Source organism: Streptomyces macrosporus (assembly GCF_039533145.1).
GTDB classification, from domain to species: domain Bacteria; phylum Actinomycetota; class Actinomycetes; order Streptomycetales; family Streptomycetaceae; genus Streptomyces; species Streptomyces macrosporus.
Map to the genome: position 1 here is coordinate 279235 of NZ_BAAASZ010000006.1, position 14668 is coordinate 293902.

16 protein-coding genes are annotated in these 14668 nt (G+C 71.6%); 10 read left to right on the top strand and 6 right to left on the bottom strand.

Features of this window, described 5'->3' with window-relative positions; all coding sequences use genetic code 11:
* A complete protein-coding gene (pstB, locus tag ABD335_RS04260) occupies positions 1 to 777 on the top strand; it encodes a phosphate ABC transporter ATP-binding protein PstB (RefSeq protein ID WP_344320685.1) in 777 nt (258 codons plus the stop codon).
* A gap of 161 nt (positions 778 to 938) precedes the next feature.
* On the opposite strand, the gene ABD335_RS04265 is transcribed toward pstB, so the two are convergent.
* The gene (locus ABD335_RS04265) at positions 939 to 1934 is read right to left on the bottom strand and encodes an inorganic phosphate transporter (RefSeq protein ID WP_344320686.1); all 996 of its coding nucleotides are present in this window, start codon (positions 1932 to 1934) and stop codon (positions 939 to 941) included.
* A gap of 5 nt (positions 1935 to 1939) precedes the next feature.
* On the bottom strand, positions 1940 to 2560 hold the full coding sequence (locus ABD335_RS04270) for a DUF47 domain-containing protein (protein ID WP_344320687.1): 621 nt from the start codon (positions 2558 to 2560) through the stop codon (positions 1940 to 1942).
* Between the two features lie 203 nt (positions 2561 to 2763).
* On the opposite strand from ABD335_RS04270, the gene ABD335_RS04275 reads away from it, so the two are divergent.
* A complete protein-coding gene (locus ABD335_RS04275) occupies positions 2764 to 3084 on the top strand; it encodes a metal-sensitive transcriptional regulator (protein WP_344320688.1) in 321 nt (106 codons plus the stop codon).
* Positions 3085 to 3121: 37 nt separating this feature from the next.
* Here the strand turns inward: ABD335_RS04275 and ABD335_RS04280 are convergent, their stop codons facing one another.
* Positions 3122 to 3292, bottom strand: coding sequence for a hypothetical protein (locus tag ABD335_RS04280; protein WP_344320719.1), 171 nt, complete (start codon positions 3290 to 3292; stop codon positions 3122 to 3124).
* Positions 3293 to 3451: 159 nt separating this feature from the next.
* Complete coding sequence (locus tag ABD335_RS04285; RefSeq protein ID WP_344320689.1) at positions 3452 to 4306, bottom strand: SCO4651 family lipoprotein; 855 nt, start codon at positions 4304 to 4306, stop codon at positions 3452 to 3454.
* A gap of 87 nt (positions 4307 to 4393) precedes the next feature.
* Between ABD335_RS04285 and ABD335_RS04290 the strand changes: the two genes are divergently transcribed.
* On the top strand, positions 4394 to 4573 hold the full coding sequence (locus ABD335_RS04290; protein WP_344320690.1) for a hypothetical protein: 180 nt from the start codon (positions 4394 to 4396) through the stop codon (positions 4571 to 4573).
* A 169-nt stretch (positions 4574 to 4742) separates the two neighbouring features.
* Here the strand turns inward: ABD335_RS04290 and ABD335_RS04295 are convergent, their stop codons facing one another.
* Together ABD335_RS04295 and ABD335_RS04300 are read right to left on the bottom strand one after the other, a co-directional pair.
* Positions 4743 to 5408: a phosphatase PAP2 family protein gene (locus ABD335_RS04295; protein WP_344320691.1), complete on the bottom strand. Its 666-nt coding sequence runs from the start codon at positions 5406 to 5408 to the stop codon at positions 4743 to 4745.
* 202 nt (positions 5409 to 5610) lie between these two features.
* Positions 5611 to 6537, bottom strand: a complete 927-nt coding sequence (locus ABD335_RS04300; protein WP_425583545.1) for a C40 family peptidase — start codon at positions 6535 to 6537, stop codon at positions 5611 to 5613.
* A 155-nt stretch (positions 6538 to 6692) separates the two neighbouring features.
* On the opposite strand from ABD335_RS04300, the gene ABD335_RS04305 reads away from it, so the two are divergent.
* The 7 genes from ABD335_RS04305 (at position 6693) to ABD335_RS04335 (ending at position 14492) form a co-directional block, all read left to right on the top strand.
* Positions 6693 to 7001, top strand: coding sequence for a hypothetical protein (locus ABD335_RS04305; RefSeq protein ID WP_031508029.1), 309 nt, complete (start codon positions 6693 to 6695; stop codon positions 6999 to 7001).
* 470 nt (positions 7002 to 7471) lie between these two features.
* Positions 7472 to 8263, top strand: coding sequence for a DUF8175 domain-containg protein (locus ABD335_RS04310; protein WP_344320693.1), 792 nt, complete (start codon positions 7472 to 7474; stop codon positions 8261 to 8263).
* Positions 8253 to 9554: a hypothetical protein gene (locus ABD335_RS04315; protein ID WP_344320694.1), complete on the top strand. Its 1302-nt coding sequence runs from the start codon at positions 8253 to 8255 to the stop codon at positions 9552 to 9554. The genes ABD335_RS04310 and ABD335_RS04315 overlap by 11 nt, the downstream gene beginning before the upstream one ends.
* The gene (locus tag ABD335_RS04320; protein ID WP_344320695.1) at positions 9551 to 11101 is read left to right on the top strand and encodes an SCO6880 family protein; all 1551 of its coding nucleotides are present in this window, start codon (positions 9551 to 9553) and stop codon (positions 11099 to 11101) included. The genes ABD335_RS04315 and ABD335_RS04320 overlap by 4 nt, the downstream gene beginning before the upstream one ends.
* Before the next feature lie 15 nt (positions 11102 to 11116).
* A complete protein-coding gene (locus ABD335_RS04325; RefSeq protein ID WP_344320696.1) occupies positions 11117 to 12535 on the top strand; it encodes an ATP-binding protein in 1419 nt (472 codons plus the stop codon).
* Positions 12536 to 12537: 2 nt separating this feature from the next.
* A complete protein-coding gene (locus tag ABD335_RS04330) occupies positions 12538 to 14064 on the top strand; it encodes a P-loop NTPase family protein (protein WP_344320697.1) in 1527 nt (508 codons plus the stop codon).
* Positions 14061 to 14492, top strand: coding sequence for a protein-tyrosine phosphatase family protein (locus tag ABD335_RS04335; protein ID WP_344320698.1), 432 nt, complete (start codon positions 14061 to 14063; stop codon positions 14490 to 14492). The genes ABD335_RS04330 and ABD335_RS04335 overlap by 4 nt, the downstream gene beginning before the upstream one ends.
* The last annotated feature ends 176 nt before the right edge of the window (positions 14493 to 14668 follow it).

Genomic DNA, 14668 nt, shown 5'->3' on the forward strand with positions numbered 1-14668 from the left:
ATGGCCAAGCGCATCGACGTCAGCGGCCTCACCGCCTACTACGGTTCCCACAAGGCCATCGAGGACATCTCGATGTCCATCGAGCCCCGCTCCGTGACGGCCTTCATCGGCCCGTCCGGCTGCGGCAAGTCCACCTTCCTGCGCACCCTCAACCGCATGCACGAGGTCACCCCCGGCGGGCGCGTCGAGGGCAAGGTGATGCTCGACCACGAGGACCTGTACGCGAGCGGGGTCGACCCGGTCTCCGTGCGCCGCACCATCGGCATGGTCTTCCAGCGGCCGAACCCGTTCCCGACCATGTCGATCTACGACAACGTGGCGGCGGGTCTGAGGCTCAACGGCTCCTACAAGAAGTCCGAGCTGGACGACATCGTCGAGAAGTCCCTGAAGGGCGCCAACCTCTGGAACGAGGTCAAGGACCGTCTGAACCGGCCCGGCTCCGGCCTCTCCGGCGGTCAGCAGCAGCGTCTGTGCATCGCCCGCGCCATCGCGGTCGAGCCGCAGGTGCTGCTGATGGACGAGCCGTGCTCGGCGCTCGACCCGATCTCCACCCTCGCCATCGAGGACCTGATCGGCGAGTTGAAGGAGCGCTTCACGATCGTCATCGTCACCCACAACATGCAGCAGGCCGCGCGCGTCTCGGACCGCACCGCGTTCTTCAACCTGGCCGCGGTCGGCCAGCCCGGCAAGCTGGTCGAGATCGACGACACCGAGCGCATCTTCTCCAACCCCTCGGTGCAGGCCACCGAGGACTACATCTCGGGCCGCTTCGGCTGATCCGCCCGGCCCGTCACGACCGTCTGCGGTGCTGCATGGCGGTGCCACCGCAAGACGAAACGCCCGCCCCCCGGCTCCCGGGGGGCGGGCACATCACGTTCTCGGGCCCGTACGGCTCGGCGCCCGTGCCCGTCACCGGCACGACCGAACCGGCGCGCGGCTCAGCCCATCGCCAGCTTGACCACCCAGTAGCACACCGCCGCCACCAGCGCGGCCGCCGGCATGGTGATGAACCAGCCCAGGACGATGTTCTTGGCGACGCCCCACCGCACGGCGCTCACCCGCTTCGTGGCGCCCACGCCCATGATCGCGGAGGTGATCACGTGCGTGGTGGAGATCGGCGCGTGGAACATGAACGACGCCGTGTACATCACCGACGCCGCCGTCGTCTCCGCGGCGAAGCCCTGCGGCGGGTCCAGTTCGATGATCCGGCGTCCCAGCGTCCGCATGATCCGCCAACCGCCGGCGTACGTGCCCAGGGAGAGCATCAGCGCGCAGGAGACCTTGACCCAGGCCGGAATCTGGCCGTGGTCCTGGACGTCCGCGATCACCAGGGCCATCACCACGATGCCCATCGTCTTCTGCGCGTCCTGCAGGCCGTGTCCGAGGGCCATCCCCGCCGCCGAGACCGTCTGCGCTATGCGGAAACCGCGCTTGGCCTTGTGCGGGTTGGCCCTGCGGAACATCCACAGGATGACCGCCATCACCAGGTAGCCGAGCACGAGCCCGACCAGCGGCGAGACGAACATCGGGATGACGATCTTCTCGAACACCCCGGACCAGTACACCGCGATGCCCCCCGCCAGCGCCGCGCCCACCATGCCGCCGAAGAGGGCGTGCGAGGAGGAGGACGGCAGGCCGAAGTACCAGGTGATCAGGTTCCAGGTGATCGCGCCGACCAGCGCCGCGAACAGGATGCCCATCCCGCTGTCGCCGTGCGGGGTCTCGATCAGCCCCTCGCTGACGGTCTTGGCCACGCCGCTGCCCAGGAAGGCACCGGCCATGTTCATCACCGCGGCCATCAGCAGCGCCGCCCGGGGCGTGAGCGCCCGCGTGGAGACGGACGTGGCGATGGCGTTCGCGGAGTCGTGGAAGCCGTTGGTGTAGGTGAAGAAGAGCGCGACCGCGACGGTCACGACGAGCGCAAAGGTGTCCACGTGGTTCAGGACTCCTTGACGACGATGGTCTCCACCGTGTTCGCCACGTGCTCGAAGGCGTCGGCCGCCTCTTCCAGAACGTCCACGATCTGCTTGAGCTTGAGGACCTCGATGGCGTCGTACTTGCCGTTGAACAGGTGGGCGAGCAGCTTGCGGTGGATCTGGTCGGCCTGGTTCTCCAGCCGGTTGACCTCGATCCAGTACTCGGTGAGGTTGTCCATCGTCCGCAGGTTCGGCATGGCCTCCGCGGTCAGCTCGGCCGCGCGCGCCAGGACCTCGATCTGCTGCTCCACGCCCTTGGGCAGCTCCTCGATCTGGTAGAGGACGACCAGGTCGACGGCCTCCTCCATGAAGTCCATGATGTCGTCGAGCGACGACGCGAGCCGGTAGATGTCCTCGCGGTCGAACGGCGTGATGAAGGAGGAGTTCAGCTGGTGGAAGATGGCGTGGGTGGCGTCGTCACCGGCGTGCTCGGCCGCGCGCATGCGCTCCGAGATCTCGGACCGTGCCGATGTTTCAGCCCCGAGCAGTTCCATCAGGAGCTTCGAACCGGTGACGATGTTGTCCGCGGAGGCGGCGAACATGTCATAGAAGCTCGTCTCCCTGGGGGTCAGACGAAAGCGCACTGGGATTCCTCGGGGTGCCTCGTTGTCGGTCTCGATGATGCTAGGTACATCATCCGGTCACAGCGAACCGGCGTTCTTCAGTGTCACCCATCGAACCGTGCCCTCCGTACCGGGGCTCATGCCTCGCGGCTCCCCAGAACGGAACATTCGGTACGATATACCCAGCGGGGGTATCATTCTCACGGCGACCACGGGAGGACCGTATGACGACCGCCGACACCCGTCCAGAGACCGTCCACGGTCCGCACGGATACGCCAAGGAGAAGGACGCCCACCTCAAGCGGCTGAGGCGCATCGAGGGACAGATCCGCGGCCTCCAGCGCATGGTCGAGGAGGACGTCTACTGCATCGACATACTCACCCAGGTCTCGGCCTCCACCAAGGCGCTCCAGTCCTTCGCGCTCCAACTCCTGGAGGAGCACCTGCGCCACTGCGTGGCCCACGCGGCGGCCGAGGGCGGCGCCGAGATCGACGCCAAGGTGGAGGAGGCCACGGCCGCCATCGCGCGCCTGCTGCGCACCTGACCCCCGGGCTCCGGGACTTCCGCCTTCGGGGCCGGCCTCAGGCCGTCCTCTCCGCGTCGCGTCCGACCCGGAGCACCTCGTCGATCCGCGCGGGGCTGAGCCGTTCCTCCGCCGCGGTCGAGGCCGCGATCATCAGCTCGCCGTAGAGTTCGATCTCGTCGAGGGCCACGCGGTCCTGGACCAGTGGACCGCCGTTTCCGCCGGACACGCGCACCACCTCCTCCGGCTCCCCTCTCGCGCACACGGACTTCCAGGGTAGGAAGGAACGCACCCGCGGCGCATGGCACGTCCGGACCATTTCACGCCACCGTCACCGGCTAGGAACGGTCGCCGACGGCGAGGGCCGGAACGCGCCGTCACCCCACCGCTACGGTGCGGCGATCCTCCCGGTGTAGATGTCCTCCGGCTCGGGCAGCCCGATCTCCACCGGCACCCCGAACCCGTACAGCGTCGTCGTCGAGACCACCGACACCTCCCCGCCCCTCCCCCGCCCGGGCACGCCGGCCGTGGCCGGAAAGGCGAAGCGGTGCCGGACCTTCCGCAACCGGCCCCGCTCGTCCACGTACGCGTCGAAGGGCACGGCCCGACGGGAGAGCCCCTCCGCCGCCGCGGCCAGCCGCTTCCGCGACCCCGGCTCGGCCTCCCGCGCCGCCGCCGCGAGGTCCACGGTGCCGCGGTAGTGCCGCACTTTCTCCCCGTGCAGCCGCTCCTCGCCCCGGAACGACACCGACCGCGCGCCGCGCAGCAGTTCGGCGGCGCTGATCGGGTCCGTGGCGCCCCCCGTGACCAGATTCCCGTCCGGCAGGCCGGCCGTGTCCACGCGCACCCACTTGTCGTCGGGGACGCCCGCTCCCCGGTTCCTCATGTAGAGCGCGTCCGGTGTGACGAGTTCCACGATGGGCCGGCGCTCGCCGTTCTCGGTGGCCTCGCCCGGCAGCACCACCTCCAACCGCCCGGTCCGCTCCCCGTAGTCGAAGACGCCCGAGCCCCGGATGGTGACGCGGGTGCCGCCGCTGTCGGTCTCCACCGCCGTACGCGCCCGGGAGGTCCCCGAACGCGCCAGCACCTCGGCCGCCTTCCGCACGGCCGCCCGTGCCTCCGCGGCGCTCACGTCCGCCGCGGCGGCGCCCCGCTCGGAGCACCCGGCGGCGGCCAGGGTCGTCAGCACCACTCCGGCACAGGCCGCGAGGACTGCGGCCTTCCGCCCGCGCTTGACCACCATCGTCTGCCGACCCCCAAGAACAAGCCATGCAACTCGATCCGATTAACGACGGCTCTCGGCCACCGTCACGGCCGGTACCGTGGGCACGTGCAGCAGAAGGACGTCGGAGAGCGGTCGACACGGCCCGACGAGCACCACACCTCGACCACGGAGAAGGGCGCGTTCTGTAGCGCGGTCTGCACCTGCGGATGGCGCGGACCGGCCCGGCGGGCCCGCTCACAGGCCCGTCGGGACGCCGCGGACCATCCGGGCGGCCGGGAGACGTGAGGCCGGGGCACGGCCCCCGAGGGAACCGGGCGGAGAGCCCGGAGAACGCTCCGCGGCACCCCCGAGAACGCCCCGGGAAACACCGAGACCCGGCCCCGCGAAGGGGGCCGGGTCTCCGGATGGAACCCGAGCGGAACCGGTCGATCCGCGGATGTGCCTCAGGTGTGCCTCAGGCGGCCAGATCGCGGTCGTACGGCCGCCGCGCCGCCGGGTCCGCGGCCCGCTCCGCCACCTCCGGCGCGCACACCAGGCGGCCGGCCGGAGAGGCGGCCACCGCCCGCAGCAGCGGCGTCAGCAGCGCCAGCGCCGCCGGGGCCAGCAGCAGCGCCACGGCCGTGCCCAGCGCCAGGCCGCCGATCACGTCGGTGGGGTAGTGCACCCCCATGTAGACCCGGCAGAACCCCGCGAAGACCGCCACCAGGATGCCGACGAGGCCGAGCTTCCTGTTCACCATGAAGATCCCCACGGCGAGCGCCATCGCCAGCGTCGCGTGGTCGCTGACGAACGAGAAGTCTCTCTTCCCGTCCACCAGCACCTCCAACCCCTGGTGGGTCAGAAAAGGTCTGGGTCGCTCCACGAATCCCCGGATCGGCACGTTCACCAGCAGCGCCACCCCGGCCGCCAGCGGTGCCCAGACCAGTCCGGCCACCGCGCTCACCGCGTCCGTCCGCCGCCGCGCGATCCACCAGGCCCACACGCCCAGCAGCGCCAGCGCCACGATGGTGCCGTACTCCCCCACGTACTCCATCAGGTGGTCGGCCCATCCGGGGGCGTCCTTGGCCAGTCCGTTGATGTCGTAGAGCAGCTCGACGTCGGGGTTGTCCCATTCAGCCATCGCGTTGCTGCCCTTCACTCGTCGCTGCCGACCCCCGTTGGTAGCGGAATGCTCTGTTCGGACAAGACAACGCCCTGCCCGAGCCGCACGTTCCAACCTCCACCGAACGATCACGCGGACGTTATCGGAGGGTGATCCGTCGCCGCGGTCCGAGACCCACGCCTCGTGCTCCGCTCACCGGGGGCGTGCGGAGCCCCGGGGGTCACGGCGCCGTCGGCCTCGTCGCCCCGAAGTAGTCGGGGGTGTCGATCGGATCGAAGCGGATCTTCGCGCCCGTGTACGGCGCGTCGATCATATAGCCACCGCCCACGTAGATGCCCACGTGGTAAATCGACCGCGAGTCGTTCAGATCGTGCGCGAAGAACACCAGGTCGCCCGGGAGCAACTCGTCCCGCTTCGGATGCGGGCCGGTGTTCCACTGGTCGTTGGCGACGCGCGGCAGCTCGACCCCCACGCTCGCGTACGCCGCCTTCGTCAGGCCCGAGCAGTCGAACCGCCCGCCGTCCTCCGGCGTCCCGTCCCCGCCCCACAGGTACGGCGTCCCCAGCTTCTTCTGCGCGAAGTCGATCGCCCCGGCCGCCCGCTCCGAGGGGGACACGCGACCGGCCGGCGCGGCGAAGCTCTTCTCCAGCTTCCGGATGACCTGTACGTAGTTCCGCGTCTCGCGGTAGGGGGGCACGCCGCCGTACTTGACCACCGCGTACGGGCCCGCGTTGTAGGCGGCGAGCATGTTGTCCGTCGGATCGCCGGGGACGTCCTCGACGTGCTTCGCCAGCGCGCAGTCGTACTTGGCGGCCGACGGGATCGCGTCCTTCGGGTCCCACACGTCCCGGTCCCCGTCACCGTCCCCGTCGACGCCGTGCGTCGCCCAGGTGCCCGGGATGAACTGGGCGATGCCCTGCGCCGCGGCCGGGCTCTGCGCCCTGGGGTTCCAACCGCTCTCCTGGTAGAGCTGGGCGGCCAGCAACGCGGGGTTGAGCGCCGGACAGTGGTTGCCCCACTTCTGCACCAGGGACCGGTACGCCGCCGGCACCGCTCCCTTCGCCAACGCGACGGCCCCGCCGCGCCCCCCGAGGAGGCTCGACGCGGCGCTGTACGTACCGATCACGAGCAGCGCCATGAAGCACATGACGAGCCCCAGACCGACTCCGACCGCCACCCACGCCTTCCGCACCCTTCAACCCTCCCCCATCGAGCCCGAGTTCACTGCCGATTCGGCCGCAACCGTGTCAGAATCCAAGTGAAGCGCATCTCCAACATCCCATCCGGGGCGGTGAACACACCATGTTTCTGGCAGCCGACAAGGGCGACATCAACACCATCATCGGCGGAATCGCCCCTGACTGGGGCCCGTTCGGATCCCTGGGCAACGAGGCCCGCGTGATGATCGAGGTCGTGATGGCCGTCGCCATCCTCCTGTGCCTCGGCATCGCCGTCTGGGGCGCGGCCAAGCAGCGCATCGGCGCCACGGCCCTGCGCGACACCTTCAGCGCGGAGCAGGGCAAGGGTCTGATCGTGGCGGGCCTGACGGGCGTCTTCATCATCGGGTCGCTCGGCACCCTCTTCACGATCGTCTACGGCATGGCCGTGTAGCGCCGCACCGCCATCGCCCCCGTCCTCTCCCCCGTACCGACCATCCCTCCGATCCCCCCACCTCCGTACGGACCGCGGGCGCCACGGCCCGGCGACGAGGCCGGCGCGGTCCGGGACGCCCTCCCGGACCGCGCCGGACGGTCCCACCCGTCCACCACCCCTGCCGTCCACAGGCGGACGGCAGGGCTCCGGCAACCCGCCGCGCCCGGGACGGCCCGGCACACCAGGAAAAAGAGCACCACGGCCATGCACCAGCCCTGTTCCGTCCCTCACACCGCCTCAAGTCCCTTCTCCCACGGCAGAGTGGAGCGGAACGCCGGCACCGGGACCGACCCCGGCGACCCCCCGGTCACCGTCCGGAAGCGATCCCGCACACACCGGCCCCACAACGGCCGGCGCGGGGTTAACGTCATGGAGAGGGCACGACGACAACCGGGCGGCAGCCGGGCGACCGAGAGGGCACGCGCACGATGAGCATCGGCGGCGAGGACGGGTACGGCGACGACGTCGTCGACGCCTACGACGAGCCCAGGCGACCGCCGGTCCGCGTGGGCCGCAGCATGGTGACGGTGGTGGGCGTCGTCGTCCTGCTGATCGCGGCCATCGCCTTCGCCAACAGGGGCGGCGGCGACGGAGCGCCGGGCCCCGACGGGGCGAACGCGGAGAGCAGCGCGCGGCCCACCGCCCCCACCGGCGAACGCCCCGTCGACACCGAGACCGACGGCGTCCCCACCGGCTTCCCCCGCACCGAGCAGGGCGCGCAGAGCGCCGCGGCCAACTACGCGGTGGCGCTGGGCGGAACGGGCATGTTCGACACCGAACGGCGGCACCTGCTCGTCGACACCCTCTACACCCCCGAGGCCGCCGCCCGCATCAAGGGCCCCCAGGACGAGGCGTACTCGGAGGAGTTCTTCGCACGCCTGGGCCTCACCGCGGACGGCGAGGCGCCCGCGGGCATGACCTTCGTCTCGCGCACCATCCCGGTCGGCACCAAGGTGACCGAGTACGGGGACGACGGCGCCACCGTCGAGGTCTGGTACACGAGCCTCATCGGCATGGCGGGCGAGGAGTCGACCACCCCCGTGACCACCACCTGGAAGACCTGGACCTTCGACCTGCGGTGGAACGGGTCGGACTGGAAGATCGCCGACGACTCCCAGAAGGACGGCCCCGCCCCCGTGCCGGGCGACGACCGGGCCGCCACAGCCGAGGACATCAGCAAGGCCGTCGAGGAGTACGGAGGGTTCACCTATGCCCGCTAGCCGCCGCCGTGCCCTGTCGCTCGCCGCGCTCCTCGCGGGCGCCCAGGTCTGTGCGCTCTGGACGGCCACCCGCGCGGTCGCCGACCCGACGCCGTCGCCGTCGCCGAGCGGGGAAGCCGGGAACGACGAGTGCGAGAACGTCCCCGGCGCGGCCAGGGACGTCTGCGAACAGGGCCGTGCCGACAGCGGCGGCGTCGACGGCGGCGCCGACGACCCCCTGTCCTCCCTCGACCCCCTCGCCTCCCTCGCCCAGGGCTGCGCCGACGCCGCGGCGTGGATCGTCACCAAGCTCTCCGACGCCGTCACCACCACCGCCACCGTCGACTTCACCAACCCCGCCTTCCTCCGCCAGTACGCCGTCGTCTTCGCCGCCTCGACGATCCTCACCCTCGTCCTGTGGCTGCTGGCCGTCGCCAAGCGCGCCGTGCGCGGCATCCCCCTCACCGAGGCGATCACCGAGGCCATCGGCTTCCTGTGGCTGACGGTCCTCGCCTCCGCCTTCACCCCCCTGGTCCTCTACACCCTGGTCACCGCGACCGACGCCGTCACCGAGGCGATCGCCACGGGCACCGGCTCCAACACCGACAAGTTCTTCGGCGCCTTCTCCGAGGCGCTCAAGAAGGGCGACGACATCGGCGGCGGACCGATCATGCTGATCGTCGTCTCCCTCGTCTCCGTCCTCGCCGCGGGCGTCCTGTGGCTCGAACTCGTCATCCGAGCCGCCCTGTTGTACGTCGGCGCCCTGCTGGGGACGGTCGTCTACGCCGGACTCGTCGACAAGAACCTGTGGGGCCACGTCCGCCGCTGGGCGGGCATCATGATCGCGGTGATCCTGGTCAAGCCGGTCATCGTCATCGTCCTCGGCCTCGCCGGGGCACTCGCCGCCGACGAGGGCCCCAACGCCTTCTCCGCGATCGTCTCCGGTCTCGCGATCATCCTCCTCGCCATCTTCGCCAGCGCGATGATCTACCGCTTCGTCCCCGGCTTCGGCGACGAGATCGTCCGCCAGCGCAACGCGAGCGCCGACCCCGCCTCCCGCACGGCCGCCGCCGTCGTCTCCTCCCCCGCCGCCATGCTCCGACAGGGCATCAACACCCACAGCGCCCGCGGCGGCACCGCCGAGGGCGGCGGCGGACCGACCGGCACCACCCCCAGGCCCGCCAACCCCGTCTCCGGCGGCGTGGCCGCCCACGCCTCACGCGGTACCCGAACCTCCCCGCCCGCCGCGCCGCCCCCGCCCCGCAGGGGCGACAGCACGACCAGTCCTCGCACCGGAGGTGATAGCGGGTGACGTCCCCGTCCCACACCGTCGCACCGCGCCGCACGTACATGATCGGGCGCGCCCGTCCCAACGCCCTCATCGGCAGGAACCGGGAGACGGGCGAGATCGCGCTGATCATCGCGGGCGCCTTCCTGGGCATGATGAGCGGTCTGCTCGTCCCCGTCCTGTCCCTGCGCATCGTCATGCTGGTCGGCTTCCCGCTGCTCGCCCTCGCCGCGGTGTACGTGCCGTACCGCGGCCGGACGTACTACAAGTGGTTCGAGATCAACCGCAGTTACCGCCGTCTGCTGCGCCGCGGCACCGCCTACCGCTCCTCCGCCGCCGAGGCCGGCACCCGGCTCGACGGCACCGAGGTGGACGTCCCGCCGCCCCCCGGGGTCGGCCGCATCACCTGGCTGTCCGCGCCCTTCGGCCCCGACGAGATCGCCGTCCTCCTCCACGCCGACCGACGCACCGTCACCGCCGCCATCGAGATCGAGGGGCCGGGCGTGGGCCTGCGCGACAGCGAGGACCAGGAGGCCCTCGTCGACCGCTTCGGCACCCTGCTCAAGCACGTGGCCAACGGCGACGGCTTCGTCACCCGCCTCCAGATGCTCGCCCGCACCCTCCCCGCCGACCCCGACGCCCACGCCAAGGACGTCGAGCAGCGCGGCGACGAGCGGGCCGCGCCCTGGCTGCGGGACTCCTACGACCAGTTGCTGTCGATGGTCTCCACCTCCAGCGAGCAGCACCGCGCCTACCTCGTGGCCTGCATGCACTACACCCGCGAGCTGGCCGCCGAGGCCGCCGCGATCGCCAAGGCCACCCGTGCCTCCACCGGCCGCCGCCTCACCCGCGACGAGGGCCTGGCCGTCGTCATGGCCCGTGAGCTCACCGACATCTGCGCCCGCCTGACCGAGGCCGACATCCGGGTGCGGCAGCCGCTGGGCCAGGCCCGGATGGCGTCGCTGATCCACTCCATGTACGACCCGGACCACCCCATCGACCACATCCAGGCGATGACCCGGCGCAACGCCTGGCCGGCCGAGCTGGACGCGGCCGAGCCGACCTACCTCCAGGCCAAGACCCGCGAGTCGGCCACCCGCGCCCCCTGGTGCCACGCCACCGCCTGGATCAAGGAGTGGCCGATGACCCCCGTGGGCGTCAACTTCCTCGCCCCGCTGCTGGTCCACACCCCCGACGTGATCCGCACCGTCGCCGTCTGCATGGACCTGGAGCCCACCGAGGTCGCCATCGAGCGGATGCTGACGGAGAAGACCAACGACGAGGCCGAGGCCAGCCGCGCCGCGAAGATGAACCGCACCGTGGACCCGCGCGACGTGGCCGCGGCCGGCCGCGTCGACCAGCGCGGCGAGGACCTGGCCTCCGGTGCCGCGGGCGTCAACCTCGTCGGCTACATCACCGTCTCCTCCCGTTCCCCCGAGGCCCTGGCCCGCGACAAGCGGACGATCCGGGCATCGGCCGGAAAGAGTTACTTGAAGCTGGAGTGGTGCGACCGGGAGCATCACCGTGCGTTCGTGAACACCCTGCCGTTCGCGACCGGCATCCGCCGCTGAGGAGGCGCACAGACCATGGCCGCGTTCGATCCACTGACCGCCATCACCGACGCCTTCACCGGTTTCGTCTTCGGCAAGATCGAGACCACCCGCCTGCCCGTGCGCACCTCCACCGGTCAGGCGCAGGCCGTCTACCTGCCCACCGCCGCCCCCGGCCTGGGCGACTCCGGCGTGATCATCGGCCGTGAGGTCTACAGCGGCAAGGGCTACATCTACGACCCCTTCCAGCTCTACGGCCAGCAACTCCCGGCCCCCCACTGGCTGGTGCTCGGCGAGTCCGGCAACGGCAAGTCGGCGCTGGAGAAGACGTACGTCCTGCGCCAACTGCGCTTCCGCGACCGCCAGGTGGTCGTCCTGGACGCCCAGGGCGAGGACGGCGTCGGCGAGTGGAACCTGATCGCCGAGCAGATGGGCATCACCCCCATCCGCCTGGACCCGATGGCCGCGCTCGACGGCGGCATCCGCCTCAATCCGCTGGATCCGGCCATCACCACCACCGGCCAGCTCGCCCTGCTGCGCACCATCATCGAGGTCGCCATGGGCCACGGCCTCGACGAGCGCGCCGGCTTCGCCCTGAAGGTGGCCCACTCCTACGTCAACGAGACCGTCACCGACCGCCAGCCCGTCCTCACCGACATCGTCGAGCAGTTGCGCCACCCCGAGCCGGAGTCGGCCGAGGCGATGAACGTCGCCCTGGAGGACGTGCGCGCCTGGGGCCTGGACGTGGCGCTCGTCCTGGACCGGCTGGTCGACGGCGACCTGCGCGGCATGTTCGACGGCCCGACGACGGTGGGCATCGACCTCGACGCGCCGCTGATCGTCTTCGACCTCTCCCACATCGACCGGAACTCCATCGCCATGCCGATCCTCATGGCGATCGTCGGCGTCTGGCTGGAGCACACCTGGATCCGCCCCGACCGCAAGAAGCGCATCTTCCTGGTCGAGGAAGCGTGGCACATCATCAACAGCCCGTTCGTCGCCCAGCTCTTCCAGCGCCTGCTGAAGTTCGGCCGGCGCCTGGGCCTGTCGTTCGTGGCGGTCGTCCACCACCTGTCCGACGTGGTCGACGGCGCGGCGGCCAAGGAGGCGGCGGCCATCCTCAAGATGGCCTCGACCCGCACCATCTACGCCCAGAAGGCCGACGAGGCCCGCGCCACGGGCCGGGTGCTGGGTCTGCCCCGCTGGGCCGTGGAGATCATCCCGACCCTCTCGCCCGGCATCGCGGTCTGGGACGTCAACGGCAACGTCCAGGTCGTCAAGCACCTGGTCACGGAGACGGAACGCCCGCTGGTCTTCACCGACCGCGCCATGACGGAGTCCGCCTCTTCCCGCTCCCCCTTGGAGGACACCCTGGCCGACGAGTTCGACGCCGAGACCGAGTCCCGCGCCGCCGAGATGGAGCGGCTCGCACGCGCCGACGAGACGGTGGCCTGACGGTGCCGTACGGCCGCGAGAGCGCACGGGCCCCACAGGACGGACCGCGGGAGCGCGGCATCCCCGACGGCCTGCTGATCGGCCTCCTGGGCTTCCTGCTGGGCATCACCGCCCTCGCCTGGACCGCCACCGGGCTGGCCGGCCTCCTCGCCCACGGCGCGTGGCCGGCGGGCGTCACCTTCACCCGCACCCCCCTGGCCATGCGGGCCCTGCTCTCCGAGCCCCGGGACCTGGCCTCCGCCTGGCCCGACGCGTCCCCCGACACCCTGCCGGGGCCCGGCCTGTTCTGGGGCGTCCTCATCGGCCAGCTCATGGTCCTGACGGTCTTGGGCGTCTTCGTCGTCGGCACCGTCGCCCGGTGGCGCGCCCTGCGCGCGGCCCGGCGCGAGGCCGCCAGGAGCCCGTCCCAGGGCGCCCTGCCCCACGAGACGCCCGTCGCGCCCCTCCCCGAGCGGCGTCCCGTCCCCCGGTCGAAGGGGCCCGCGGCCCGCCACGAGACGGTGGACACGCCACAGCGGCCCATCCCCGGACGGTCCCACCCCGGGCCCGAGGCGTTCGCCGGACCGCCCACGGGCCCGGAGTACGGCCTGGCGTACGGTCACGCCCACGGCGCCCGCGCGGCCGACGCCCTGCGCGCCGCCCCCGGCCCCGCCCTCGTCGTGACCGCCGACCCGGCCCTCTGGGCGGACACCGTGGGCGCCCGCGCCAAGCTGGGCCCCGTCCACCTCTACGACCCCTCCCAGCGCACGGACGCCCCCGTCCGCCTGCGCTGGGCACCCCACCACGGCTGCGAGGACCGCCGCACCGCCGCCACGCGGGCCGCCGCCCTGCTCGCCCCCGTGCGGAGCCCCGCCCGCGCGGACGCGGCCACCCACGGCGCGGCCGAGACCCTCCTGGGCTGCTGGCTCCACGCCGCGGCCGTCGCCGGCGAGCCGTTCCGCCAGGTCCACCGCTGGGCCACGGCCACCGCGGGCTCCCCCGGCGAGGCCGTCCACATCCTGCGGACCCATCCCAAGGCCGCGTCCGGCGCCGCGGGCGAGCTGGAGGCCACGCTCATCGCCCACCCGGAGCGCAGGGACGCCGCGACACAGCTCGTCCGCGACGCCCTCGCCTCCCTCTCCCAACTCCACGTCCGCAACGCCTGCACGGCGTCGCGGGCGGATTCCGCCGTGGTGGAATCCTTCGTGGCGGAAGGGGGAACGCTGTATGTGGTGGGCGAAGCCATCGAGGATCCGCGCCGTGCCGCCGGCACGATGCCGCTCCTCACCGCCCTCACCTCGAGCGTGGTCGAGCACGGCCGCCGCATGGCCGCAGGGTCATCCGCCGGTCGGCTCGACCCACCACTCACCCTGATCCTCGACAACGTCGCCGCGGTGGCCCCCATCCCCCAGCTCCCCGACCTCCTGACGGCCGGCGAGGCCATGGGCATGCCCACGCTGGCGCTGCTGCGCTCCGAGGAGCAGGCGCGCTCCTGGTGGCCCCGGCTCATCGGGAACGGCCCGATGGACAGGGCTACGCTCACCCCATGACCACCTCCTGGGACCCTTCGGCGAAAGGCGTACTGCGCCTGCCCTCGGGACGGCTCGTCCGCGGCCGAGGACTGAGGCGACCGCTCCCGGAGGGCGAACTCCCCACCTTCGGCCTGTACCTGCTGGGCCACGAGCCGCCCGCCGTCGGCTGGGAGTCCCGGTGGGTCCGCTGGCCCGACTTCCGGCTGCCGTCCGACCGCACGGCCGCCTCCGAAGCGCTGCGCGAGGCGTGGGAGCGCACCACGACCGAACGCGTGGAGGTCGCCTGTGACGGTGGACGCGGACGGACGGGCACGGCACTGGCCTGCCTCGCCGTTCTGGACGGCGTGCCCGCCGACGAGGCGGTCGGCTACGTCCGGCGGAACTACGATCCCCGCGCGGTCGAGACGCCCTGGCAACGCCGCTTCGTCCGCCGTTTCCACGGCTGACACCACACGCTCCTCGAGCGGTTCTCCTCAGCACCGATCTCTCGGCGAACGTCTCGCCCGGTCACCGCTCATTCCTGCTATTCGACGACCATGTGCATCCGAAATACGGGAAAAGACCACAACGCAGAAAAGCCGTGGTCCCCGGAGCGAACTCCAGGGACCACGGCTTCACGAAT